The following is a 24,582-nucleotide window of genomic DNA, read 5'->3' on the forward strand; positions in this document are numbered from 1 at the left end:
GGCGTTGGGGGTCGGTGTCAGCGGCGGGCGGCGCGGTGCCGACGGACGGCGGCCCGGTTCGCGCAGCGCACCGAGCAGTACTTCTGCGTGCCGTTGCGCGAGACGTCGACGACGACGTTCCGGCACTCGCCGTCGACGTCCGCCCCGGCGGCGCAGCGGGACAGCCGGTGCATGCCGCGCGTCGTCAGGTGCAGGGCGGTGCCGACCGCGAAGACGGCTCTCAGGGTGCTCGGGAGGCCCTTGTCGTCGTCGCGGTAGTGGAGATGCCAGCCCTCGCCGTCGTGGTCCGTGAGATGGGGGTAAGCCGCTTCGTCCGCCATGATCCGGTTGAGGAGGCGCGCCCGCCCGGGGCCGTCGGCCGCGTCCACCACCCCGAGCCACTCGTCCAGGGCGGCCCTGAGCCGGGCGTGGTCACCGGGTTCGGCAGGGAACTCCATGGTCATCCCGAAGTCGCGCGTGCGGGACACGATGCCGTCGCGGTCGGCCGGCCAGTCGTTGGCGAGGGAGGCGGCCAGGAGGACGGCATACTCCCCGTAAGGGTTGAGGTGCATAAGGCCATTACATCAGGCTGGATCCATGGACACCAGCACAGCATTGCAGCCGGCCGTGCAGGCCGAGGCCCACGACCATCTCTGGGCCGTCCGGTCCCGGCACTCCACGTCCGAGGGAGTGGTGCTCTACGAGCGGTGCGAGGACTGCGGCTCGTGGCGGATCGAGCTCCTGGAAGACCGGTTTCTCCTGCCCGAGACGCTGCATGCCCCGCGAGGGAACAGCTGAGGCCCCTTCCCGCTCCGGGAAGGGGCCTCAGCTGTTCCCTCGCGGGAGCCGCGGAAGGATCTGGGTCAGTTGGCGGCGTTGAAGCGCGCGCGACGGAACTGCGGGTTCTCGATCTCGTCGAGGGCGGCCACGGCGAAGTCCTGGGTCGAGATGAACGGGCCGGCGATGGAATCGCGCTCCACGTGGTACTTGCCGGTGCGCTCGCCCGGGGCGATCTCGGGGGCGGGGGACTGCATGGTCCAGTCCAGACCCTCCGGAGCGGCTTCGTACAGGCCGAGGATGGTGGTGAAGCTCTGGGCCTCGGCGCGGTAGGCCTCCGGGAAGCCCATGGCGTCGACGAGGCGGGTCGTCGCGTCGGCCATGAGGGAACCGGCGCCGCCGACCACGTAGACGCGGGCGTCCGGCTGGGCGGCGATGAGATCGCGGTGCGCCTGCAGGATGGGCTCGTGCGAGTCGCCGTTGCGCGGGGTGGGGATGGAGATGACGACGACGTCGTTCTCCTGGGCGAGGCGCTCCAGGGTCGCGGTGTCGCTGACCTCGGCGGCGACGGCGGTGGCGCCCTCGACGTCGAGGCCCTGGCGGGTCACGGCGGTGACCTCGTGGCCGCGGCTGAGAGCCTCGTTGACGATCTGGCTTCCGACCATTCCGGTGGCACCGTAGACGGCGATCTTCATGATGTCCTCATTTCTGTAGCTGGCGTGCTGCTTGATGAATCAACAGTATCCATTGGAAAGCAAGTACTTCAACGTCATATAGTTACCTCATGGATACTTTGCCCTTCGACGTCATGGACCAGAACTGCCCCTCGCGCCTGGTCCTGCAGCGCATCGGGGACAAGTGGACCCCGCTCATCTTCCAGGCCCTCAAGGGCGGGGCGCGTCGATTCGGCGAGATCCGGCAGGCCGTGGACGGCGTCAGCCCCAAAGTCCTGACCCAGTCCCTCCGCGCCCTGGAGCGGGACGGGCTGGTGGACCGCGAGGTCTTCGCCGAGGTGCCCGTCCGGGTCGAGTACCGGCTCACGGCCCTCGGGGAGGGCCTCCTGGGGCCGCTGGACGCCGTGCGCATCTGGGCTGAAGCGCACGCGGGACAGATCCTCGCCGCCCGGGATGCCTACGACGACGCCGAGGCCGCCGCGCTGTAGCCGATCGCCACGCTGTGACCGCGCTCTGACGGACCGCCGGGCGGGCACCCGCTCAGCGCGCCCAGGCCCAGCGCCCCCAAGTCCAGTCCGCGGCCCTACCGCACCACGCGGTACCGGACGTGGGTGGCGAGAGGCGAACCGGCCGTCTCGACGATCTCCAGGCGGTAGCCGGAGGAGTCCTGCGGGAAGATCGACTCACCCGCGCCGAGCACCACGGGCGCGATGTCCAGCGTGAGCTCATCCAGCTCCCCGGCCTCAAGCGCCTGCCGCACGGCCGATGCGCCACCCGCGATGTCGACGTCGCCGTCGCCGGCTTCCCGGGCGAGTTCCAGGGCGCGGGCGAAACCTTCCGTGACGAAGTGGAAGGTGGTGCCGCCCTCCATCTCGATGGGGTCGTGCTCGTGGTGGGTCAGGACGAACACGGGCGCGTGATACGGCGGCTCGTCGCCCCACCAGCCGCGCCAGTCCGGCATCGTGTCCCAGGAGCCGCGGACCGGGCCGAACATGTTCCGGCCCATGACATAGGCGCCCCGGGGACGGAGCAGGCGGGTGGTCCAGTCGGCGTCGACTTCGTGGCGCTCCTCTTCCGGGCCGATGTGCCAGCGGTGCAGCAGGGGGCCGCCCTTGCCGAGCGGGTTCTCCAGGCTCTGATCCGGGCCGGCGACGAAGCCGTCCAGGGAGACGGACATGTGGGCTGTGGTGAAGGTCATGGGTCCATGGCATCACGGACGGGGCGTCAGGAGAAGAGGGGCGCGACGCCGAAGCCCTCCCGCGCGGCTCGCGCGGGAGGGCTTCAGTGCTGGGACCGGGCGGGCGGAATCCGTCAGGGCGCGTTGCGCGCCGGGACCGGGGTGCTCGCGTCCTCGGTGGGATCGACGACCGGGAGCATGCCCGTCTCGTCGACCAGTTCGATCCGGGTGCGACCGGAGCCCTTGAGGAAGAGGAAGTACACCGCCGTCAGGATCGCGATCCACAGGGCGCCGATCAGGAGCGCCGGCTGGGAGTCCGGCAGCACGCCGATCATCACGATCACGAACACGATGAACCCGATGGCCAGGTAGCTGCCCATCGGCCACAGGGGCACCGGGAACTCGGACGGGAGCTTGCCGTCCCGCTTGATCTCCGCCTTCATCCGGACGTGGGAGAGGAGGATCACGAGCCACACCACCACGGTGGCGAACGTGGCCAGGGCGGCGATCAGGAAGAAGATCTGGTCGTGGAACCAGATGTTCAGGAGCACGCCCAGCAGAAGCGACGCGACCATCGCGAGCACGGTCAGGAACGGCACCCCGCTCTTGCTGGTCTTCATGAAGGCCCTCGGAGCCTGGCCCTGCTGTGCCAGGCCGTGCAGCATGCGGCCCGCGCCGAAGATGTCCGCGTTGATGGCGGAGAGGGCGGAGGTGATGACGACGGCGTTGAGCACGTGCGCCGCGCCGGTCAGTCCCAGCGAGCTGAAGATGGAGACGAAGGGGCTCGCCTCGCCGTTGATGGTGTTCCACGGCTGCAGGGTCATGATGATCCCGAGCGTCAGGATGTAGAAGAAGAGGATGCGCACGGGCACCGAGTTGATGGCCTTGGGGATGACCTTCTTCGGGTCCTGGGCCTCGCCCGCGGTGATGCCGATGACCTCGGTGCCGCCGAAGGCGAACATGACGATGGTGAACGAGCTGAGCAGGCCCCAGAGACCATTCGGGGTCAGGCCGCCGTGGTCCCAGAGATTGTGCAGGCCGGCCGCATTCTCGTGCTGGTTGTTAAGACCGAAGACGATGATGGCGATGCCGCCGACGATCATGGCGATGATGGCCGTGATCTTGATGATGGAGAACCAGAACTCCAGTTCACCGAACACCTTGACGCTCACTAGGTTGACCGCCGCGATGATGAACACGGCCGACAGGATCCAGACCCACCGCTCGACGTTCGGGAACCAGAATCCCATGTACACCCCGAAGGCCGTGACATCGGCCAGGGCGACCACGAACATCTCGAAGACGTAGGTCCACCCGGTCAGGAAGCCGGAGTACGGGCCGAGGTACCGGGACGCGTACTGGCCGAACGACCCGGCCACGGGGTGCCGGACCGCCATCTCGCCGAGGGCGCGCATCACCATGAACACGACGGCGCCGCCCACCAGATAGGCGAAGAGGACGGCCGGGCCGGCGGCCTGGATCGCTGCCGAGGATCCGTAGAACAGACCGGTGCCGATCGCGGAACCGAGGGCGATGAAGCGGATGTGGCGGGCGTTGAGGCCTCGCCGCAGTCCGTTACTGGATGAAGTCATGGGCACGATCTCCTTTGAACGTGTGGGCCGTGAAAGCTCTCACACCAGGACATCGCACGCGGGCGACGCGGGAGGCCTTGTGACGGGTGACACTGTCCGGGATATCAGACGTGGGGATTGTGACGACCGGCTGACATGCGAGTGGGGCCCGTTTCCGGGCCCCACTCGAGAGCTTGTCGTCCGGCGACGCGGTGCAGTGGAGCGCCGCGCTCCGGGGTCAGCGGCGGACGAGCGCCAGGACGCGGTCCCGGACCTTCGCCATGGTCTCGGCATCCTTCGCCTCGGCGTTCAGGCGCAGGAACGGCTCCGTGTTGGACGGGCGCAGGTTGAACCACCAGGAGCCATCGGCGGCGCTGAACGTGCTGCCGTCCATGGTGTCCTCGGTGACGCCCTCGCCCTCGAAGTCGGCGCGGACCCGTGCGACCGCGCCGGCTTTGTCCTCGATCTCCGAATTGATCTCGCCGGAGGAGACGTACGGCTCGTACTCTCGGGCCAGCTCGGACAGCGGACCGTCCTGCTCACCGAGGGCTGCCAGCACATGCATGGCGGCCAGCATGCCGGTGTCCGCGTTGAAGAAGTCGCGGAAGTAGAAGTGGGCGGAGTGCTCGCCGCCGAACACGGCGCCTTCCTCGGCCATGACGGCCTTGATGAAGGAGTGGCCCACGCGCGTGCGGACGGCGCGGCCGCCGTCGTGCTCGATGAGTTCCGGCACCGCGAGGGAGGTGAGCAGGTTGTGGATGATCACCGGGGTCTCCTCGCCGAGTGCCTTGGCGCGGGCGATCTCGCGGCGGGCGACCATGCCCGTGATGGCGGAGGGGGAGACCGGCTCGCCCTTCTCATCGACCACGAAGCAGCGGTCGGCGTCTCCGTCGAAGGCCAGACCGATGTCCGCGCCGTGCTCGACCACGGCCTTCTGGAGGTCCACGAGGTTCTCCGGCTCCAGCGGGTTCGCCGGGTGGTTGGGGAAGGTCCCGTCCAGCTCGAAGTACAGAGGGGTGATCTCCAGCGGCAGCGGGCTCAGCAGTTCGGAACCGAGCACGGCGGGGGTGGTCAGGCCGGCCATGCCGTTGCCCGCGTCCACCACGACCTTGAGCGGGCGGATCCCGGAGAGGTCCACCAGCCGGCGCAGGTACTCGGAGTAGTCCTTGAGGACATCCCGCTCGGTGATGACGCCCGCGGACTCGACGGCGGGGATGACGCCGGCGGCCAGGTACGCCTCGGCGGCGTGCTGGATCTCCTTCAGGCCCGACTCGGACGAGATCGGGACGGCACCCGCCTTCGCCATCTTGATGCCGTTGTAGGCCGCCGGGTTGTGGCTGGCCGTGAACGTGGCGCCGGCCGCGTCCAGAGCGCCACAGGCGAAGTAGAGCTCATCCGTGGAGATGAGCCCCAGGAGCTGGGGGTTGGCGCCGCGGGCCGCGGCGCCCTCGGCGAACTTCTGAGCGAACTCGGGGGAGGACGGGCGCATGTCGCCGCCCACCAGGATGGTCTGCCCTGCGAGGCCCAGAACATCGACGAAGGCGGCGCCGACGGCCTCCACGATCTCGGCCGTGATGGTCTCGCCCACGAGGCCACGCACGTCGTACGCCTTGAAGGACGGGGAAAGGTCGATGCTCTGCTGCTGTTCAGTCACCCGCTTAGTTTACGTAGACGCCCGAGATTTTTTCTTCTCCTGTGGATAACCACGCGGCACAATGGCCGTATGAAGACCGAGAACGGCCACACCACCAATTACCGGACCACCTTCATCGAAGTCGCCGAAGATTGCCCGGTCGTGTCCGCGGAGGTCCCGGCGGCCCGCGCGACACCGACCGTGGCTCAACGGCAGTTCGAGCTCCTCGACACTGCTCCCTACCAGTTGACCTCGGACGACGTCCTCTTCCAGGTCCACGCCGAACGGCAGGGGATTCCTCCGGAGGAGTGGCCCGTGGCGAGGACGGCGTTCTTCTCCAAGGGCCAGCCCTGCCTGCGGGCCTCGCCACTGGGCAAGCGCTACGGATGGGGCATCCATCACGACGACGACGGCCGCGTCGCCCTCGTGCCGCTCGGCTCCGAACGCTATGCGGAGCTCGCCGCGGATCCCGCCGTGCAGCACGTGCGTGCCATGCGGAGTTCGCGGGGCTGAACCGGCCGGGCCTGTCGCGGGGCAGGGCTGATGTGGGGTGGGCCTGATGTGGCGCTGTCGGTCGCTGTGCCGGTGCGGCGGCGTGGGCCGGTGAGTTCCCGGAACGTGTCCTTGTCCACAGACGGGATCACCCGGGGCGCGGGCCGGGAGGCCGTGCGGAATACTGGGGACCATGGCTGAGACGAACGCGGTGCACACCCAGAGCAGGAGCTATCAGGAGGCCGTCCAGGTTCTGAGGGACCTGGTGAACAATCCGGATGCCGAGTTCCACGAGGGCCAGTTCGAGGCCATCGAGGCTCTGGTCGATCACTCCCGCCGTGCCCTGGTGGTCCAGCGCACCGGCTGGGGCAAGTCGGCGGTGTACTTCGTGGCGTCGCTGCTGCTGCGGCGTCGTGGCGCCGGCCCCACGCTGATCGTGTCGCCGTTGCTGGCGCTCATGAGGGACCAGGTCGAAGCCGCGGCGCGCGCCGGGGTGAGGGCCGTGGCGATCAACTCCGCCAACCAGCTCGATTGGGAGAATGTCTCGGCCCGCCTCGCGGCGGACGACGTGGACGTCCTGCTCGTCTCTCCGGAACGGCTCGTCAATCCGGCGTTCCGGGAACGGGAGTTGCCCGAGCTGATCCGGCGCACGGGTCTGCTGGTGGTGGACGAAGCGCACTGCATCTCCGACTGGGGCCACGACTTCCGCCCGGACTACCGGCGCATCGCGGACCTGATCCGGCAATTGCCCGGCAACGTCCCGGTCCTCGCCACCACGGCCACCGCCAACTCCCGCGTGGTGCATGACATCGAGGAGCAGCTCGGCACGGACGTGCTCACCATCCGGGGCACCCTGGGGCGTGATTCGCTGCGCCTGGGCGTCCTCAAGCTGCCGGACAACACCGCGCGCCTCGCCTGGCTCGCCGAGCACCTCAAGGATCTGCCTGGCAGCGGCATCATCTACACCCTCACCGTCTCCGCCGCGGAGGAGACGGCACGGATGCTGTCCGAGCGCGGCTATGAGGTGCTCTCCTACAGCGGGAAGACGGACACGGCGGAACGCGAACTCGCGGAACAGCGGCTGAAGGACAACCAGGTCAAGGCCCTCGTGGCCACCTCGGCGCTGGGCATGGGCTTCGACAAGCCGGATCTCGGTTTCGTGGTCCACCTCGGCGCTCCCAGCTCACCCGTGGCGTACTACCAGCAAGTGGGCCGTGCCGGCCGTGGCGGCGCGAATGCGGATGTCCTCCTGCTCCCCGGGGCGGAGGACCGCGAGATCTGGAAGTACTTCGCCACGGCGTCCATGCCGGAGCAGGAGAAGGCAATGGCGGTGCTGGACGCCCTGGAGACCTCGCCCAAGCCGCTCTCGAGTCCCGCGCTCGAACCGCGGGTGGACCTGGGGCGCTCGCGGCTGGAGCTCCTCTTGAAGGTCCTGGCCGTGGACGGGGCGGTCGAGCGCGTGCAGGGCGGCTGGCAGTCCACCGGCAAGGGCTGGTTCTACGACGCCGAGCGGTACGCCCGTATCGCCGAGGCCCGGGTGCAGGAACAGGACCTCATGGTGATCTACCAGGAGACCGCAGGGTGCCGGATGGAGTTCATCACCTCCGTCCTGGACGATCCCGATGCCCATGCCTGCGGCCGCTGCGACAACTGCGCCGGGCCCTGGTACCCCAGTGGGGTGAGCCGTGAGGCGCTCAACGCCGCCGCGGCCGAACTGGACAAGGTGGGGGCCGTCGTCGAGACCCGTTCCTTGTGGCCCACCGGGATGGACCGGCTGGGTGTCCCGGTGAAGGGCAAGATCCCACCCGCGGAAGCCGTGGCAGAAGGCCGGGCGCTCGCACGATTGAGCGATCTGGGCTGGGGCGGCCCGCTGCGGGAGGTTCTCGCCGAGAGTGCGGAGGACGCACCCGTGCGGGAGGACATGCTCCGGGCCTGCGTCGCCGTGCTCCGTGACTGGGGCCGCCCGGAGAACCGGGGCGTCGAGCCCTGGAGCGGACAGGACCGGCCACTGGCCGTGGTCGCGGTCCCGTCTCAGCGGCGACCGCAGTTGATCGAATCCGTCGCCAACGGGCTCGCGGAGATCGGACGCATGCCGTACCTGGGATCGCTGGGTGTGCGCCACTCGATGGGCGGTGCTGGTCGCCGCGGGAACAGCGCCTACCGTCTGGCCGAAGTGTGGGACCGGTTCGGACCGACGCCTCAGATCGAGGAGTTCCTCGCGCAGAACCCGGGCGCCACGATCCTCCTGGTGGACGACTCGGTGGACACCCGGTGGACGGTCGTCGTGGCCGGGCGCTCCCTCCGCCAGGCCGGGGCCGGCGCGGTGCTCCCGTTCGTGCTCGCGCTCGCCGGCTGAGCAGCGCCGACGGGGTCGGGCATCTCGGGAGGGCGAGCGCCACGCCGGCTCGCCGGGCCCGGAGAACCAGCGACTTATTCGTCCGAAGGGGTGACGGGAGCTGATTCAAGAGGAAGGATAGTGATCGTGACTGAGCACACCTCTTCCCCTCTCGATGAGAGCGACCCGTCCCTTCCCACTCTCAAGCCCAGCCTGGCGGCCGGTGCCGTCGTCGATGCGCACGATCCCGGTTACAGCTTCCCGGCGGATCCTCTCAGCCGCGCGCGGCTGGAGGACTGGCAGGACCACAAGTTCGGCATCATCATGCACTGGGGCATCTACACCTCCCAGGGCCTCGGTGACAGCTGGACCCTGTGCCGGTCCCGCGATGAGGAGATGATGCTCCTGCCGCCCGGATTCCAGGGCGACGACGATGCCTGGGAAGAGCAGTACAAGGCCGCGCGCACGGCCTTCACGGGCCAAGATTACGAGCCGGAGGACTGGGCCGCGCTCGCCCGCGCCGCAGGTGCGAAGTACCTCGTCTTCACGTCCAAGCACCACGACGGCTTCAACATGTTCGACACCGCCCACTCGGACTTCAAGGTCACTGCGGAGGATGTCCCGCTGGGCCGCGACGTCCTCGCCGAGACCTTTGACGCTTTTCGAGCCCAGGGCCTGGAAACCGGCGTCTACTTCTCGAAGGCCGACTGGAACCACCCAGGCTACTGGTCGCCGGACGGCACCACCGTGGACCGCTTCCACAATTACGACGCCGAGGCCGACCCCGAGCGCTGGCAGAGCTTCGTGGACTTCACCCAGGCACAGATCGAGGAACTCCTCACCGGCTATGGGCCCGTCAACGTGCTCTGGCTGGATGCCGGATGGGTCTTCGCCCCGTTCGAGCCGATCGGCATCGACCGGATCGCCGCCCGGGCGAGGGAGCTCCAGCCGGGCATTCTCGTCGTCGACAGGGAGGTCCACGGTCCGAATGAGGACTATCGCACTCCCGAGCAGCGCATCCCCGATCACCGGCCGGCCTACCCGTGGGAATCATGCGTGACTCTCTCGGACAACTGGACGTCTCTCTCCCCGGAAGAGCAGGCCAAGGATCCCCGTGAAGTGGTGGACATGCTGGTGAAGGTGGTCGCTCGAGGCGGCAACCTCTTGCTGGGTGTTGGGCCCGATCCCACCGGCGCGATCCCGCCGTCCATCCGCGAGGCCCTCGAGGTCATCGGGGTGTGGCTTGAGGAGTTCGGGCCGGTCCTGTACGGGACCCGTGCCGTGGCCGAGGGTCTGGTGCCCGGGAACGGGCTTGCCGAAAGCTGGGAGGATGGCGGCACCACGTGGTGGCTGACGGAGACACCCGCGAAGGCCGGCGCAACCGGACGGCTCCACCTGATCACTCTCGACGGTCCCGCCGACGGCGTCAGGATCCCGCTGGCCCGGAAGGTCGCGGAGGTCCGCGGACTCGGCGGAGCCACGATCACCGACTGGGACCAGGATGCCGACGGCGTTCTCAGCGTGGCCCTGAGCGAGAGCGCCGAGGGGCTGGAAGGCCGTCCGGCGGCGGCCGGCGAAGCAGCGGCGGAGGATCCCGCGCTGGGGGCGCGCGGCGTCGTCATCCAGTTCGCGTGACCGTGCAGTTCAGGTGACCGCGCAGTTCAGGTGACCCGCCTCGCTGAGTTCGGGGGGTCGTTCCGAGAGCGGTGGTTACAGCCGCCGAGTTCGGAACGAACCCCCGAACTCAGCTGTTTCGCCGGACCCGGCGGGCGCTGGGGCAAACAAAAGAGCCCCGGTTTCCCGGGGCTCGATTGGCGGAGACGGGGGGATTTGAACCCCCGGTCGAGTTTAACCCCGACCCTTCATTAGCAGTGAAGTCCATTCGGCCGCTCTGGCACGTCTCCTCGCTATTTGCTAGCCATGCAAGAGTACCGAAGCGCCCGCCGCAACGCAAAACGACGCGGGCCCTCCCGCCGTCGCTCGCGAGACCACCGGGACGCGGCGCCCGGATGGTGCCCGGACGACGGCGCGACGGCGGCGGGGCGGGTTCCGGAACAGCCGGAATCCGCCCCGCGTCCGCCTCCTGACGCGGAGAGGACGCCGCGACTCAGCCGGGCAGCTGACCCGTCAGCGCCTTCCACAGGAAGTGCTGGTTGCGGGCCTGAAGCGCCGCGGCCTGACGGTTGTCGGAGGCGCCGGCATGGCCGCCCTCGATGGTCTCGTGGTACCAGACGTTCGGCACGCCCATCGCCTGCATCCGCGCGGCCATCTTCCGGGCCTGGACAGGCCCCACACGGTCGTCCGACGTGCTCGACCAGATGAACGAATGCGGGTAGTCGACGGCGTCGCGCAGCAGGTGGTACGGCGAGAACGTCTTGATGAACTCCCACTGCTCGGGGTCCTCGGGGTCGCCGTACTCGGCGATCCACGAGGCGCCCGCGGACAGCTTCGTGTACCGGCGCATGTCCAGGAGCGGCACGCCGCAGGACACCGCGCCGAACAGCTCGGGGTACTGCGTCAGCATGTTGCCCACCAGAAGGCCGCCGTTGGATCCGCCCGCGCAGCCGAGAAGCCGCGGCGACGTCACGTCGCGGTTCACGAGATCCTTCGCGACGGCGGCGAAATCCTCGTACGCGCGGTGGCGCTTCTCCTGCAGGGCGGCGGTGTGCCACGACGGTCCGTATTCGCCGCCGCCACGGATGTTGGCCACCACGTAGACGCCGCCGCGCTCCAGCCAGGCGCGGCCCACGACACCGCTGTACGCGGGGGTCCGGGACACCTCGAATCCGCCGTAGCCGCTCAGCTGGGTGACATTGCTGCCGTCCAGTACTAGGTCCTTCCGGGCCACCTGGAAGTACGGGACGCGCGTGCCGTCCGCGGAGACGGCGAAATGCTGCTCGACGGCGTAGTCGTCCTCTTGGAAGAACGACGGCGCGCGCTTGATCTCCGCGTGCTCGCCGCCGACCGTGCCGCGCGTCAGAGTCGTGGGCGTCAGGAAGCCGGTGGCCACGAGCCAGTAGTCGTCACCCTCCGACTCGTCCTCGTCATCCACGGCGTAGGCGTTCACGTCGTGCAGCGGAGGGCAGGCGTCCAGGAGGTCCGAGGGCCACTCGCCGGCGGCGCCTTCGCCCGTGGCGTCGCTCTCGCCGTCGCTCTCGCCGCCGGCCGGGGGCGTCAGGACCCTGATCTGCGAGGACACGTCCACGAGCAGGTTCAGGAGCAGGTGGTTCCGGGTCCAGCTGTAGGACTGCAGGGAGGTCCGGGAATCCGGCTCGAACAGGACGGTCAGCTCACGGGAGCCGTCCAGCCAGTCGTCGAGGCGCGCCACCAGGAGCGAGCCGGCGGCGTACTCGGCGCCGCCCACGGTCCAGGGGTCGCGCGGCCGGAAGAGGATCCACTCGTGGTGCCAGGCGGTGCTGACGGTGCCCGGCTTGTCGATGCGGACCCAGGCCCCGTCGCGCCACAGCGAGATCTCGTCGTTGAAGAAGTCCACGTAGTCGACCGCGGCCAGCCGTTCGAAGCCGGGTGTCGAATCCCGGGAGACGGAGGCGAGCATGTGGTCGTCCGGGACCTCGAAGAGCTGCTCCGCGTCCGACAGCGGCGTGCCCCGGCGCCAGCGGGCGCTCGTCCGCGGATAGGAGGACTGCGTCGCGGGGCGGCCTTCCGCCGTCGTGCTGACGAGGAGGGTGTCTTCGTCCTCCCAGCTCACGTGTCCCTTGGCGGTGGGCAGCACGAAACCGTCCGGCAGGAAGGCCCGGGTCTCGAGGTCGAATTCGCGGTAGGTGACCGCGTCGCCGCCGTCGGGGGAGAGTCCGATCATGGCGTGACGCCACTCCTCACCGGGCGCCGGGCGGAGGAACGTGGCGCCGTGCCAGACCCACTCGGCCCCTTCCTCGGCGGCCAGCGCGTCGACGTCGAGCAGCACGTCCCACTCCGGGGTGGCCGTCAGGTAGCTCTCCCAGGTGGTGCGGCGCCACAGGCCCTTGGGATGCTCGCCGTCCCGCCAGAAGTTGTAGTACCAGCGGCCCCGTTTGCCGACCATCGGGATGCGGTCCGTCGAGTCCAGGACCTCCAGCAGGCGGTCCTGGAGCTGATGGAACTCGGCATCGTCCAGGACCTCCTCGGTGCGGGCGTTCTGCTCCCGCACCCAGGCGAGCGGCCCCTCCCCATGGATCTCTTCCAGCCAGATGTTCTCGTCCACCACGTCATGTGCCGTCATGGATTCATCCTAGACAGAGGCCCCCGCCTTCGGGCCCCTCCGGTGACACGGGGCGACGCCGGGGGTGGGCGGGGAGCGCCGGGTGGGTGCCGGGTGGATGCCGAGTGAGTGCTCGAGCCGGAAGGGACGGAGCCGGTCGCGGGAGCCCCGGCCCATTAGGCTTATCCCATGTCAGGGGATTCGGTGCGTCGTGTGGTGGTCATCGGTGCTGGGCCGCGCGGCAGCAGCGTCGTGGAGCGTCTGGCCGCCAACTGGAAGGCCCGCCGTGAGGACGGCGCCCTCGACGCCGGCGCCCGCCTCGAAGTGCATCTCGTGGATCCCTATCCGGCCGGTTCGGGCCACGTGTGGCAACCCGGTCAGTCCCGGCTGTTCCTCATGAACACCCAGAGTTTCTTCCCCACCCTCATCCCCGAGGACCCCGATCTGGCAGCGCCTCTCGCCGGTGGCAGCTTCAACGCCTGGCGCGCCGCCGTCGCCGCGGGTCACGAGGACTCGGGTCACGCGGACGCACGGGATCCGCTGAGTGACGACGAGCGGGCCGAGCTGGTCGCCCTCAGGCCCGACACCTTTCCCAGCCGCGCGCTGTACGGGCGGTACCTCGAGGAGACGCTCGCCGCCGTCGTCGGGCGTCTCGAGAGCGACCCGCTGCTGGAGGGCTTCCACCTGGTGCAGCACCGGACCGAGGCCCACGCCGTCCGGCGAACCGGGGACGCGGGATTCGTGGTCGATCTCCACGACGGGAGGATCGCCGCGGACCGCGTCGTTCTCGCCCTCGGTCACGTCCCCGCCCAGCTCAACCCGGAGCAGCGGGAACTGTACCGGGCCGCGCAGGAACTCGGACTCAGCTACTTCCCGCCCGCGTGCCCGGCGGACGTGGACTGGTCGCTCGTGCCCGGGGGCAAACCTGTGCTCGTGCGCGGCATGGGCCTGAACTTCTTCGACGTCATGGGCCAGCTCACCGAGGGGCGCGGCGGGCGCTTCGAACGGCGCGACGGCGAGCTCCACTACCTGCCGAGCGGCCACGAACCGGTCATCCACGCGGCGAGCCGCCGGGGCGGCCCGTACAAGGCCAAGGCGCAGATCGCGAGCTACTACCCGAAGGAACGCAGCCTCCGGTACCTCACCGAGGCGGCGGTTCAGCGCTTCCGGCGGTCCGGCGTGAAGCCCGGTTTCGGCCACGACCTGTGGCCGTTGCTGCAGCGAGATGTGCTCTGGGCGTATTACGACACCCTGGTCACCTCCGATCCCAACGCGATCCGGGACGCGGCCGAGTTCCTCGACCAGCTCACGGAACTGCTCCGCCCGCATGCTCACAGCCCGGAGGACTGGATGGTCCCGGTCACGGCGCTGATCGAGCGGTGCGTGCCGGAGCCGCTGCGCCTGAATCTTCGCGCGCTCGCGTCCCCGTTCGCTCTGCAGCGCTTCGAGTCCTCCGCCGACTTCGACGCCGCGGTGGTGCGCACCCTCGACGAGGATGTGCGCCGCTCGGCCGCGGGGGAGAAGGACCCGGTCAAGAGCGCCGTGCTCATCCTGCATGCGGGCCGGTCGCTCCTGAAGGACGCCGTGGCCGACGGTGGGATCACCGAGGAATCCTGGGTGACGGAACTGCGGGGCCGCTTCGAGTCGCTCGTGGAAGGCCTGGCGAGTGGCCCGCCGGCCCTGCGCATCGAGCAGCTGGCCGCGCTGGCCCGCGCCGGCGTCGTGCATTTCGTGGGACCGGAACCCCGATTCACCGTGGACCGCGCGGCCGGTTTGTTCCAGGCCTCGTCCCCCTGGGTCGAGGGCAGCGAGGTCCGGGCCCGGACCCTGGTGGAGGCCCTGGCCCCGGCCAACCGGGTGTCCGCCGCGGCGTCGCCCCTGCTCCGCCAGCTGCTGGACGACGGTCTGGTCCGCACGAGACTCATGATGCGCCCCGAAGGCGGCCCGACGGAGGCGTCCGGCCTCGACGTCGTGGCACATCCCTACCGTGCCGTGGCGGGCAACGGCGAGGTTCAGGAGGATCTGCACGTCCTCAGCCTTCAGCTTTCCGCCGTGCAGTGGGGCGTGGCGATCGCTGCGGAGGCCTTCTCGGCCGGACCGGACGGCGAACCCACGGAGCTGTTCCGCAGCGGTCAGCGCACCCTGCGCGACGCCGACGAGATCGCCCGGGCGGTCCTCAGCACGTTCTGAGCACGGAGTTTGCTCCGAACGCCGCGCACGTTCTGACCACATGACAAGGGCCGGTCCCGATCGCGGAGTGCAATCGGAACCGGCCCTGCGTGTCACCTCAGGTGAGGGGCGGTCAGCCCTTCACGGTGCAGGCGATGTACCCGATCCAGGCCAGGCCGTACTTGACCCAGCCCGCCACGTCCCACCAGTGCTTCGGCGGAACAGGCTTGGTGCAGGTCGGCTGCGGCACGTCGGTCTTGGCGACGGTGACGCTGAGCTTCACCGTGGTGCCCGACTCGGCGGCCTTCAGCTGCAGGACGCCCGCACCCGCCGCGGCGCCGGCCGGGACGGCCAGGCTCACGGTGGCGGCGCCGGCGGAGACCGGAACGGCGCCCAGTGCGGTGACCTTGCCGGCGGCATCGGTGAACGTGGCCTCGAGCGAGGTGTTCACCGGGCTGCCCAGCGAGGTGAGGTCCAGCTTCGACACCGCGGCCTGGATCTTCTCCCCGGCCTTCACGCTCGCCGGAGTGGAGTTCACGACGGCCACGCTGCGACGGGCGAAGTCCGGGGACACCGGGGAGTTGGCCTTGAGGAAGGCCATCCAGGCGTCGCGGTCCACCAGGCCCGAGTCGCGGGTGTTGGCGCCCTCCTTGAAGACCCGGAAGTTGTCGCCACCGGTGGCCAGGAAGCTGAACGTCCCGACCCGGTAGGACTTCGCCGGATCCAGCGGCTGGCCATTGACCAGGATGGAGGTCACGCGGTCACCCGCGGGACGGGCGGCGTCGTACGTGTAATTGACGTTCTTGGAGAGGCCCAGCTGCAGGTACGGGCGGCTCGGCACGGTGCCGTCCGGGTTGGTCTGCCACTGCTGTTCCAGGAGCGTCTTGAACTGGGCGCCCGTCAGGGACGTGGTCCAGAGGTTGTTCACGAACGGCAGCACCGCGTTGGCCTGGGCGTAGGTGATGGTGCCGTCCGCGCCGTAGTACAGCTCGTTGCGCAGGCCGCCGGGGTTGACCACGCCGATCTCGGCGCCGCCCACCGTGGGGTCCTTGAGCGAGGCGACCAGCGAGTCGGCCACCAGGTTGCCCAGCGTGGATTCGCTGGAACGGTCGTCACGCACCGGGGCGCCCGTGGTCGGATCCTTGGTGAAGGCGGTGGTGATGTCCTTGGTCACCTTGCCCACCGGCTGATTGCCGACGACGGCGGCGTCCGCGAGTGCCTTCTTCACGATCGTGTCGACCTCCTTCACACGCGGGTAGGCCGCGATGAGGTCGGCGGCGGCGTCCGTGGTGCGGGCGACGTTACGGGCCGTGTACGCGGAGACCTGCTTCGTGGCGAGGTCCACGGTCAGCTCGATCTGGCCGATGTTCGCGCCGTAGCTGCCGGTCTGGACCACGGGGCGGGTCTTGCCGTCCTGGCCGGGGACGGGACCGTCCCAGGCGTACTCCTTGTGGGTGTGGCCCGTGAAGATGGCTCCGACAGCGGGGCTGGTCTCGGTCACGATCTTGGCGAACGCGCCACCCGCGGCGATCTCCTGCTGGAGGGTCGCGCCGTCCGGGGTGCCGGCTCCGGCGCCCTCGTGGTACTCCGCGACGATGACGTCGGCGAGCTTGCCGTCCTTGATCTTGGCGGCCACGCGGTTCACGGCGTCCACCGGATCACCGAAGTCGAGATCGGCGATCCCCGCCGGAGTGACCAGCGTGGGGACCTCCTGGGTCACGGCGCCGATCACGGCCACCTTCACACCGTTCAGGGTGAGGATCTCGTATTCGGGCAGTGCCGGTTCCTGCGTGCCCTTCTTGTAGACGTTCGCTCCCAGGTACGGGAACTTGGCGTTCGACCCGCCCGCGATCACGCGGTCGCGCAGATCGGCCCAGCCGCCGTCGAACTCGTGGTTGCCCACAGCGGAGGCGGTGAGGCCGAGCGCGTTGAGCACGTCGATGGTGGGCTGGTCCTTCGCCATGGAGGAGGCGAAGAGGGAAGCGCCGATGTTGTCACCTGCGGAGACGAAAGCGGTGCTGCCCGGGGTGGCGGCGGCACGGAGCTTCTCCAGAGTGCCGGCCACGTTGACGGTGTTGTTGTCGATGCGGCCGTGGAAGTCGTTCACGCCGAGCAGGTTCACCTTTGCGCTGGTGGGCGCGGGGGTGGTGTTCAGGCCCACGATCACCGGATCGTGGTCGCTCGAACGGTACTGGTCCGGGGCGTAGAAGTTGGTGACGTTGTAGTTCCAGCGGCTGTACTCCAGCGCCACGGACTCCACGGAGTTGATGTTCCAGATGTCCGCGCCGTTGACCATCTTCTCCGCCGCCGGGGAGGCGAAGATGTGGTCCAGTGAACCTGACTGGCCGCTGAACACGTAAGAGTGCTTCTGGCTGCCGTCGGCGTTCTTGGCCTTGCCGTCCTGGTCGACGTAGCCGGCGTCCGTCAGGACGTTCAGCGGGTCTTCCTTGCTGTAGGCGTTGAAGTCACCGATCAGGAAGACCTTGTCGGTGCCCTTGTCCTTCGTCAGGGTGTCCACGAAGCCGAGCAGCGACTTGGACTGGGCGACGCGGGCGAGGTTGGACGCGCCCTGTCCCTTGTCCGCGTCGTCCGGGGTGGCAGCGGAGCTCTTGGACTTGAAGTGGTTGGCCACGGCGATGAATTCCTGCGCCTGGGTGCCGCCCACGGGCTTGAACACCTGGGCGAGCGGCTTGCGGGCGCTGGCGAAGGCGGTGGTGTCGTTGTGGATCACGGATTCGCCCACGGGCTCGGCCACGGCCTTCTTGTAGATGAAGGCGGTCCGGATGACGTCCTCGTCGCTCAGCGGCGGCAGCGCCGACGGGCTGCGGACGTAGTCCCAGGTGCCCGGCTTGGCGTCGTTGAGCGCGGTGACCAGCTTGGACAGCGCGTCGTCGCGGGTCTTGCCGAACTTGGCGGAGTTCTCCACCTCCATGAGCGTGACGACGTCGGCGCCGGAGCTGTTGATCGCGGCGACGATCTTGTCCTGCTGGCGCTTGAAGTGCTCGGCGGTCGCGGCGCCACGGGCATCGCAGCCGCCCTTGACGGTGACGGGGGCGCCGTCGCGGTCGGTGTAGTACTGGCACCCGCTCAGGGAGTCACCCGTGGTCGGGAAGTAGTTCAGGACGTTGAACGAGGCGAGCTTGAGGTTGCCGCCCACCGCGTTCGGCACATCGGCGCGGGTGTTGCCGAAGGAGACCGGCTGCACGGTGTCCGCGGTCGCCGGGGTGAGGTGCTCGAGGGGTTCGAGCCGCCAGGCGTTGTTGCCGTAGCCCAGGATGACGTTGGTCTTGAACGTCACGGGGGCGCCCACCCGGACCGGGTCCTTGGTGGTCAGGTAGGGCAGCGGCAGGGCCTTGGTGGTGGCGTTGGAGAGGAAATTCGTGGTGGCGCCGTCATCCAGCTTGATGGTGCGGGCCTGGTTGTCATCGGCCACGGCCTTGTTCTCGGCGGTGCCGTACGGCGCCACGGCGTTCGGCTGGACCGCTGGGGTCTTGCCGCTGGCGAGGGTCAGTTCGCCGTACTGGTTGACGTAGAAGTTGTCGGAGAGCGTGTAGTCGCCGGACGGGGCGAGGAGCATGCCCTCGAGCGACTCACGGAAGGTCTCGCTCGCCGGGAGGGCGAAGTGTGTGGCCTTGACTTCGGGAGCGGCGTCGGTGAGCTTGGTCAGCGAGGCGGCGTCCGTGACGTTCACCTGGGTCTGGCCGAAGTACTCGCTGACGGTGCCGGAGACCTGAACGTAGTCGCCGATCGCGACCGAGCCGACCGTGGCGGGCGAGTAGACGAACACGGCGTCGGAGGCCTGGTGATTGGCCTCGGTCAGGTCGCCGCCGGTGCCCGGGGTCTGGAGGTAGTAGCCGTTCAGGCCGCCCGTGGCGTACCGGGCGGTGACCTTGCCCTTGGTGGTCACGCTCTGGCCGACGAGCGGGCTGGTGGCGCCGGTGCCCTGGATCTCGGCGATCGTGGCGGTGCCGCCCGGCGTCGGGGTCGGGGTGGGCGTCGGGGTGGGCGTCGGTTCCGGCGTGGGAGTGGCGCTCGACGGCGTCGGGGTGATCGAGGTGCTCAGGCTGAAGTCCGCCGAGTTGTCGTTGGTGTCGGCGTGGTTGCTGCGGGTGAGCGCCTTGACGTCCGTGTTCGACGACGGCGCGGTGGCCGCCTTGACCTCGTAGGTGTTGCTCGTGCCGTAGCCGAGGAGGTCGGCCACGTTGGTGGGCTCCACCTGGCTGCCGGTGCCGAGGCCGCTGAGGGCCGTGGCCTGGCGGGCCAGGATGACGGTGCCCGTGGTGCCGGACGGGTTGAACGACGGCGCGTCCTGATCCGGAGTGGGCAGCTCGGCCGCCGTGGACGCCGCGTTGTTGCTGCCGCCCTTGATGAGGAACGTCCCCTTGGCGGGGATGCTGCCGCGGAGCGCGGTCACGGAGTTGGGGGCGGCGGTCCCGGTGCCGGAACGGTACTGGAGCGACCAGCCGTCCAGCGAGACGGGTGCGTCCGAGGAGTTGTACAGCTCCACGAACTTGTTGCGGAAGGCAGCCCCTGCGCTGCCTCCGCTCAGATAAGCCTCATCGATGATGACGGAGGAGGTGCCCGGTGTGGCGACCGTGTTGACCAGCGCGAAGGCCGGCGCGGTCGCCAAAGGCGCCGCGATCAACGCGGCGGTCAGGGCACTCCCCAAGGTTGCTTTCGCAAGCGAGTGATTCATGGGGTTCTTTCTGTCCAGAGATCGGGTGTGATCCGGTGTCCTGTGGCGGACTGAGGGCTCGGACCGCCAGCAGGAGAGCGAGGGGTACGTAGCCTAGTCCACCAAGAGAGAGTTAACTCCGGGTTGCGGGGAAAAGAAACTGTTGTTTCAGGATTCGGCGCGAAAAAAATCCTGTGCCGTCACCGCCCGCGGAGGCGGGGACGGCACAGGACCGGACGGGTCTCAGACGAGTGACTGGTGCAGCATGAAGACCGCTCCGAACGGATCGGTGACCCGTGCGTGACGGCCATGCGGATCGTCCCGCGGCTCCTCCAACACCTGGCCGCCGAGCTCGGTGACCTTCCGGGCGGCGTCGTCGGCGTTGTCCACCACGAGGTAGATGAGCCAGTGCGACGGCACTCCCTCGGGGAGGAACTTCGCGGCGTCGAACAGTCCGGCACGCGCCTGATCGCCTTCGCCGAGTGTGCTGTAGCGGAAGTCCTCGGTGTCCTCCATGACGGAGATGTCCCAGCCGAAGGCCTTGCGGTAGAAGTCCACCGCGGCGTCGTAATCCCGGCTGGCCAGTTCGTGCCAGCCGACGGCGCCCGGCTCGTTGACCAGGGAGTAGCCGCCGTGGGAGAGGGGCTCCCACACGCCGACGAAAGCTCCGGAGGGATCTTCGGCGATCGCCATGACGCCCATCTCGGGGACGGTCATCGGCGGCACGACGACCTGTCCGCCCGCTGCGGTGATCGCCGCGGCGGTGGCTTCGGCGTCGTCGCTTTTGAGGTAGATGCCCCAGGTGCTCGGCATCTCCTGCTGGTCCGGCTGCTTGGCCATGAGGCCGGCCACCTGGCGGCCGTCCTTGGACGCGGTCACGTAGCCGCCGTACTTCTCCTTGTCACCGCTTTCGAAGGTCCAGCCCAGGAGTTCGCCATAGAACTTCTGGGCGGCTTCCACATCGTCCGTCATCAGGTCGGCCCAGCAGGGATCACCGGGAGCGAAAGTAGGGGTGGTCATGATGCGCTCGCTTTCTAGGGAAGTGCCGCCGTGCGCCGGCGGATCAGGGTGGGCGGCGCCCGTGTGCCCTGATAGTGATGACGCTAACGCCGGGGTCCGACATTCTTCAACGGTCCGCCGACGGCCGGTGGGTGAACTCGCGGCGGCCCGCCGAGGTCGGCGCGAAATGCGCAGGACGGACGACGTGGAACCGGCCCGGCGGCCCGGGCCCGAGCCGGCAGTGAGCGGCGGCGGGGTAAGAAAGGGGCATGAAAAAGGGCTCCGGGACCAGATGGTCCCGGAGCCCTTGTCCGCGGAAGGTATGGGATTTGAACCCATGAGACGGGGTTACCGCCTACTGGTTTTCAAGACCAGCTCCTTCGGCCGCTCGGACAACCTTCCCTGCGTCAAAGTGTTTCACAGCGCGGACGCGCGCTCCAAACGTGCGCGACGCCGCCGCGGGAGGCAGGAGCGCGGGACCTGCGGAGACACCGTCTGCCGCGAGCCGTGCACAATAGACGGGGGGCCAGAGCGTCCAGAGGAGAGTGGAGACCATGCGAGCCGTCCAGATCACCGAGCCGGGAGGCCCGGAAGTCCTGCGGGTGACCGAGACGCCGGATCCGGTGCCCGGTCCGGGAGAGGTCCTGATCGACGTCGTCGCGGCCGGGCTGAACCGGGCCGACGTGCAGCAGCGCCGGGGGTTCTACCCGCCGCCGCCCGGCGCCTCCGACATCCCCGGCCTCGAGGTCTCCGGCCGTATCGCGGGCTTCGGGCCCGACGTCTCCCGGCCCTTCGCCATGGGGGAGAAGGTGGTGGCGCTGCTGTCCGGCGGCGGCTACGCGTCGAAGGTCGTGGTGCCTGCCGGTCAGGTGATCCGGATTCCGGAGGGCGTGGACCTGGTGACGGCCGCGGGCCTGCCCGAAGTGGCGGCCACGGTGTACTCCAATCTCTACATGACGGCCGGCCTGCAGGAGGGGGAGACCGTCCTCATCCACGGGGCGACCGGTGGTATCGGCGCCTTCGCCATCCAGCTCGCGAAGGCCTTGGGCTCGATCGTCGCCACGACGGCGGGCAGCGCCGAGAAGGTCGCCACGGCCCGGGGCTTCCTCGGCGCGGACATCGCGATCGACTACACGACGCAGAGCTTCCCGGAGGCCCTGCGGGAAGCGAACGGCGGGCATGGCGCGGACGTGATCCTCGACGTCGTGGGCGCCAAGTACCTCTCCGCCAACCTGGACGCGCTGGAGGTGCACGGCCGACTCGTGGTGATCGGCCTGCAGGGCGGCGCCCGCGGTGAACTGGACCTGGGCGTCCTCCTGAGCAAGCGCGCCGCCGTCATCGGCACCACACTCCGCGCCCGTCCGGTGGAGGAGAAGACGGCCATCATGGACGCCGTGCGGGACGTGGTCTGGCCTCTGATCGCCGACGGCTCCGTCCGCCCGCTGGTCGCACGGACGTTCCCGCTGGCCGAGGTGGCCGAAGCCCACCGGTACTTCGATTCCGGTCAACACACAGGGAAAATCCTGTTGACCATGTGACGTGTCTCTGAACTAGGGTGCCTAGTGGGACCGCTGCAGCACTGCACGGTCGCATCCGCTGACGTATGCACCCAGGAGGCCCCCATGAGCGGTACACGCAGCACGGGAGAGCGGGGCGGCGCGCTGCCGCCCGCCGCCGTCGCACCGGAGAGACTCGACGCCGAATCGCGGCGCTGGACCCCCGCGCGGATCGCGCTCTGGGCGGCCGTCGCCCTCCTCGGAGGATTGGCGTGGGTCATGCTCGCGCTCGTCCGCGGGGAGACGGTCAACGCGATCTGGTTCGTGTTCGCCGCGGTCTGCACTTATCTGATCGCGTACCGCTTCTACTCGAAGTACCTGGAGAGGAAGCTGATCCAGCCGGATGACCGACGGGCCACCCCGGCGGAGTACAAGGCCGACGGCAAGGACCACGTCCGCACGGACCGAAACGTCCTGTTCGGCCATCACTTCGCCGCGATCGCCGGCGCCGGCCCGCTGGTCGGTCCCGTCATCGCGGCCCAGATGGGCTATCTGCCGGGCACGATCTGGATCATCGTGGGCGTCGTGCTCGCGGGAGCGGTCCAGGACTACCTGGTGCTGTTCTTCTCCATGCGCCGCGGCGGCCGGTCTCTTGGACAGATGGCCCGTGAGGAACTCGGCGTGGTGGGCGGCACCGCGGCCCTGCTGGCGACGCTGCTCATCATGGCGATCATCGTCGCCATCCTGGCGCTCGTGGTGGTCAACGCCCTCGGCGAGAGCCCCTGGGGCGTCTTCAGCGTGGCCATGACCATCCCGATCGCCCTGTTCATGGGCGTCTACCTGCGGTACATCCGGCCCGGGAAGGTCCTGGAGATCTCCATCATCGGTTTCGTCCTCCTCATGGCGGCGATCATCGGCGGCGGCTGGGTGGCGCACACCGAATGGGGCGCGGCGTTCTTCCACCTGGACAAGACCACCATCGCCTGGGGGATCATCGTGTACGGCTTCGTCGCCGCGATCCTCCCGGTCTGGCTGCTCCTGGCCCCTCGGGACTACCTCTCGACCTTCATGAAGATCGGCGTGATCGGCCTGCTGGCCGTCGCGATCGTGGTGGTCCGGCCGGAGATCAACGTCCCCGCCTTCAGCGAATTCGCGGGCCGGGACAACGGACCGGTGTTCTCCGGCGCACTGTTCCCTTTCCTCTTCGTCACCATCGCGTGCGGCGCCCTGTCGGGGTTCCACGCGTTGATCGCCTCCGGCACCACACCGAAGCTGATCGAGAAGGAGCGCCAGACCCGGTACATCGGCTACGGCGGCATGCTCATGGAATCCTTCGTCGCGATCATGGCGCTGGTGGCGGCGGTCTCGATCGACCGCGGACTCTACTTCGTCATGAACGCCCCGCTCGCCCTCACCGGCGGCACCGTGGAACAGGCCGCGCAGTGGGTGAACTCGCTCGGTCTGGCCGGGGTGAACGTGACCCCGGGGGAGCTCAAGGACGCGGCGGCGGCCGTGGGGGAGCAGACCATCATCTCCCGCTCGGGCGGCGCGCCCACGCTCGCCGTCGGTCTGGCCCACATCATGCAGCAGTTCATCGGTGGTCCGGGGATGGCGGCCTTCTGGTACCACTTCGCCATCATGTTCGAGGCGCTGTTCATCCTCACGGCCGTCGACGCCGGAACGCGCGTGGCCCGCTTCATGCTCCAGGATTCGATCGGGAACTTCGTCCCGAAGTTCAAGGACGCCTCCTGGCGTCCGGGCGCCTGGCTCTGCACGGCCATCATGGTCGCCGCCTGGGGCGCCGTCCTGATCATGGGTGTCACGGATCCGCTGGGCGGGATCAACACGCTGTTCCCGCTCTTCGGCATCGCGAACCAGCTGCTGGCCGCGATCGCGCTGGCCGTGTGCCTGGCGATCGTCGCGAAGAAGGGCCGCTTCGGAGCGCTCTGGATGGTGGCGCTCCCGCTGGCCTTCACCGCGGTGGTCACGATCACCGCCAGCTTCCAGAAGATCTTCTCGACCGTCCCGGCCGTGGGGTACTTCGCGAACAACGCCGCCTTCAGCAAGGCGCTCGCGGACGGCAAGACGTCCTTCGGCACCGCGAAGACCGTGCCCGCCATGGAGGCCGTGGTCCGCAACACCGTGATCCAGGGCATCCTGTCCGTGGTGTTCGTGGTCCTCGCGATCATCGTCATCATCACCGCGCTGATCGCCACGGTCCGGGCGTTCCAGGCGCACCGCGCCGGGCAGCCGGTCACGGATCACGAGGATCCGTTCGTCCCGTCGAAGGTCTTCGCGCCCGCAGGCCTGATCCTCAGCCCCGCCGAGCGCGAGCTCGCCTCGGAGTGGGACGAGGTGCCGGCGTCGGAACGCCTCGCGGACGCAGGGCACCACTGATGAACCGGAA

General features: G+C 69.0%; 16 protein-coding genes and 2 tRNA genes. 8 read left to right on the forward strand and 10 right to left on the reverse strand.

All coding sequences use genetic code 11. The annotated features are described in order from the left end of the window. Positions 1 to 17: 17 nt before the first annotated feature. On the reverse strand, positions 18 to 551 hold the full coding sequence (locus tag P9849_RS02810; RefSeq protein ID WP_278268205.1) for a CGNR zinc finger domain-containing protein: 534 nt from the start codon (positions 549 to 551) through the stop codon (positions 18 to 20). 25 nt (positions 552 to 576) lie between these two features. Between P9849_RS02810 and P9849_RS02815 the strand changes: the two genes are divergently transcribed. Further along, positions 577 to 777, forward strand: a complete 201-nt coding sequence (locus tag P9849_RS02815; protein ID WP_278268206.1) for a hypothetical protein — start codon at positions 577 to 579, stop codon at positions 775 to 777. 65 nt (positions 778 to 842) lie between these two features. Here P9849_RS02815 and P9849_RS02820 read toward each other — a convergent pair whose 3' ends face one another. After that, positions 843 to 1,451, reverse strand: coding sequence for an NAD(P)H-binding protein (locus tag P9849_RS02820; protein ID WP_278268207.1), 609 nt, complete (start codon positions 1,449 to 1,451; stop codon positions 843 to 845). 89 nt (positions 1,452 to 1,540) lie between these two features. Between P9849_RS02820 and P9849_RS02825 the strand changes: the two genes are divergently transcribed. Continuing rightward, positions 1,541 to 1,918 carry a helix-turn-helix domain-containing protein gene (locus tag P9849_RS02825; protein WP_278268208.1) on the forward strand — a complete coding sequence of 126 codons (378 nt, stop codon included), beginning with the start codon at positions 1,541 to 1,543 and terminating at the stop codon, positions 1,916 to 1,918. 95 nt (positions 1,919 to 2,013) lie between these two features. On the opposite strand, the gene P9849_RS02830 is transcribed toward P9849_RS02825, so the two are convergent. The 3 genes from P9849_RS02830 to P9849_RS02840 all read right to left on the reverse strand — a co-directional run bounded on the left by P9849_RS02830 (position 2,014) and on the right by P9849_RS02840 (position 5,832). Next, on the reverse strand, positions 2,014 to 2,628 hold the full coding sequence (locus P9849_RS02830) for a dihydrofolate reductase family protein (protein WP_278268209.1): 615 nt from the start codon (positions 2,626 to 2,628) through the stop codon (positions 2,014 to 2,016). 113 nt (positions 2,629 to 2,741) lie between these two features. Continuing rightward, positions 2,742 to 4,199 (reverse strand): amino acid permease, encoded by a 1,458-nt coding sequence (locus P9849_RS02835; RefSeq protein WP_278268210.1) that lies wholly within the window; start codon positions 4,197 to 4,199, stop codon positions 2,742 to 2,744. A gap of 217 nt (positions 4,200 to 4,416) precedes the next feature. Next, a complete protein-coding gene (locus P9849_RS02840; protein ID WP_278268211.1) occupies positions 4,417 to 5,832 on the reverse strand; it encodes a phosphomannomutase/phosphoglucomutase in 1,416 nt (471 codons plus the stop codon). Between the two features lie 69 nt (positions 5,833 to 5,901). Here P9849_RS02840 and P9849_RS02845 point away from each other — a divergent pair, with 69 nt between their 5' ends. From P9849_RS02845 to P9849_RS02855, 3 genes are all read left to right on the forward strand, one after another. Continuing rightward, complete coding sequence (locus tag P9849_RS02845; RefSeq protein WP_278268212.1) at positions 5,902 to 6,324, forward strand: DUF6157 family protein; 423 nt, start codon at positions 5,902 to 5,904, stop codon at positions 6,322 to 6,324. A gap of 172 nt (positions 6,325 to 6,496) precedes the next feature. After that, positions 6,497 to 8,659 carry a RecQ family ATP-dependent DNA helicase gene (locus P9849_RS02850; RefSeq protein WP_278268213.1) on the forward strand — a complete coding sequence of 721 codons (2,163 nt, stop codon included), beginning with the start codon at positions 6,497 to 6,499 and terminating at the stop codon, positions 8,657 to 8,659. Positions 8,660 to 8,785: 126 nt separating this feature from the next. After that, positions 8,786 to 10,273, forward strand: a complete 1,488-nt coding sequence (locus P9849_RS02855; protein ID WP_278268214.1) for an alpha-L-fucosidase — start codon at positions 8,786 to 8,788, stop codon at positions 10,271 to 10,273. Between the two features lie 177 nt (positions 10,274 to 10,450). Here the strand turns inward: P9849_RS02855 and P9849_RS02860 are convergent. Both P9849_RS02860 and P9849_RS02865 read right to left on the reverse strand, forming a co-directional pair. Continuing rightward, positions 10,451 to 10,542 (reverse strand) — tRNA-Ser (locus P9849_RS02860). Between the two features lie 203 nt (positions 10,543 to 10,745). Beyond that, positions 10,746 to 12,857: a prolyl oligopeptidase family serine peptidase gene (locus P9849_RS02865; RefSeq protein WP_278268215.1), complete on the reverse strand. Its 2,112-nt coding sequence runs from the start codon at positions 12,855 to 12,857 to the stop codon at positions 10,746 to 10,748. Between the two features lie 168 nt (positions 12,858 to 13,025). Here P9849_RS02865 and P9849_RS02870 point away from each other — a divergent pair, with 168 nt between their 5' ends. Beyond that, on the forward strand, positions 13,026 to 15,026 hold the full coding sequence (locus P9849_RS02870) for an FAD/NAD(P)-binding protein (RefSeq protein ID WP_278268216.1): 2,001 nt from the start codon (positions 13,026 to 13,028) through the stop codon (positions 15,024 to 15,026). A gap of 112 nt (positions 15,027 to 15,138) precedes the next feature. Here the strand turns inward: P9849_RS02870 and P9849_RS02875 are convergent, their stop codons facing one another. From P9849_RS02875 to P9849_RS02885, 3 genes are all read right to left on the reverse strand, one after another. Beyond that, positions 15,139 to 19,701: an ExeM/NucH family extracellular endonuclease gene (locus P9849_RS02875; protein WP_278268217.1), complete on the reverse strand. Its 4,563-nt coding sequence runs from the start codon at positions 19,699 to 19,701 to the stop codon at positions 15,139 to 15,141. A gap of 222 nt (positions 19,702 to 19,923) precedes the next feature. After that, positions 19,924 to 20,700, reverse strand: a complete 777-nt coding sequence (locus tag P9849_RS02880; protein ID WP_278268218.1) for a VOC family protein — start codon at positions 20,698 to 20,700, stop codon at positions 19,924 to 19,926. 293 nt (positions 20,701 to 20,993) lie between these two features. Next, positions 20,994 to 21,081 (reverse strand) — tRNA-Ser (locus P9849_RS02885). 152 nt (positions 21,082 to 21,233) lie between these two features. Between P9849_RS02885 and P9849_RS02890 the strand changes: the two genes are divergently transcribed. Together P9849_RS02890 and P9849_RS02895 are read left to right on the forward strand one after the other, a co-directional pair. Continuing rightward, positions 21,234 to 22,217, forward strand: coding sequence for an NAD(P)H-quinone oxidoreductase (locus P9849_RS02890; RefSeq protein WP_278268219.1), 984 nt, complete (start codon positions 21,234 to 21,236; stop codon positions 22,215 to 22,217). An 84-nt stretch (positions 22,218 to 22,301) separates the two neighbouring features. Beyond that, the gene (locus tag P9849_RS02895) at positions 22,302 to 24,572 is read left to right on the forward strand and encodes a carbon starvation CstA family protein (protein ID WP_278268220.1); all 2,271 of its coding nucleotides are present in this window, start codon (positions 22,302 to 22,304) and stop codon (positions 24,570 to 24,572) included. Positions 24,573 to 24,582: the final 10 nt, after the last annotated feature.

Origin of the sequence: Arthrobacter sp. Y-9 (assembly GCF_029690065.1) — a bacterium.
Classification (GTDB): domain Bacteria; phylum Actinomycetota; class Actinomycetes; order Actinomycetales; family Micrococcaceae; genus Arthrobacter_E.

Excerpts from the sequence above, each read along its gene's own strand:
- P9849_RS02865 (WP_278268215.1), bottom strand. The coding sequence starts at position 12,857 with ATGACGGCACATGACGTGGTGGACGAGAACATCTGGCTGGAAGAGATC.
- P9849_RS02895 (WP_278268220.1), top strand. The coding sequence starts at position 22,302 with ATGAGCGGTACACGCAGCACGGGAGAGCGGGGCGGCGCGCTGCCGCCC.
- P9849_RS02880 (WP_278268218.1), bottom strand. The coding sequence starts at position 20,700 with ATGACCACCCCTACTTTCGCTCCCGGTGATCCCTGCTGGGCCGACCTG.
- P9849_RS02850 (WP_278268213.1), top strand. The coding sequence starts at position 6,497 with ATGGCTGAGACGAACGCGGTGCACACCCAGAGCAGGAGCTATCAGGAG.
- P9849_RS02820 (WP_278268207.1), bottom strand. The coding sequence starts at position 1,451 with ATGAAGATCGCCGTCTACGGTGCCACCGGAATGGTCGGAAGCCAGATC.
- P9849_RS02825 (WP_278268208.1), top strand. The coding sequence starts at position 1,541 with ATGGATACTTTGCCCTTCGACGTCATGGACCAGAACTGCCCCTCGCGC.
- P9849_RS02845 (WP_278268212.1), top strand. The coding sequence starts at position 5,902 with ATGAAGACCGAGAACGGCCACACCACCAATTACCGGACCACCTTCATC.
- P9849_RS02810 (WP_278268205.1), bottom strand. The coding sequence starts at position 551 with ATGCACCTCAACCCTTACGGGGAGTATGCCGTCCTCCTGGCCGCCTCC.
- P9849_RS02875 (WP_278268217.1), bottom strand. The coding sequence starts at position 19,701 with ATGAATCACTCGCTTGCGAAAGCAACCTTGGGGAGTGCCCTGACCGCC.
- P9849_RS02830 (WP_278268209.1), bottom strand. The coding sequence starts at position 2,628 with ATGACCTTCACCACAGCCCACATGTCCGTCTCCCTGGACGGCTTCGTC.
- P9849_RS02835 (WP_278268210.1), bottom strand. The coding sequence starts at position 4,199 with ATGACTTCATCCAGTAACGGACTGCGGCGAGGCCTCAACGCCCGCCAC.
- P9849_RS02890 (WP_278268219.1), top strand. The coding sequence starts at position 21,234 with ATGCGAGCCGTCCAGATCACCGAGCCGGGAGGCCCGGAAGTCCTGCGG.
- P9849_RS02870 (WP_278268216.1), top strand. The coding sequence starts at position 13,026 with ATGTCAGGGGATTCGGTGCGTCGTGTGGTGGTCATCGGTGCTGGGCCG.
- P9849_RS02815 (WP_278268206.1), top strand. The coding sequence starts at position 577 with ATGGACACCAGCACAGCATTGCAGCCGGCCGTGCAGGCCGAGGCCCAC.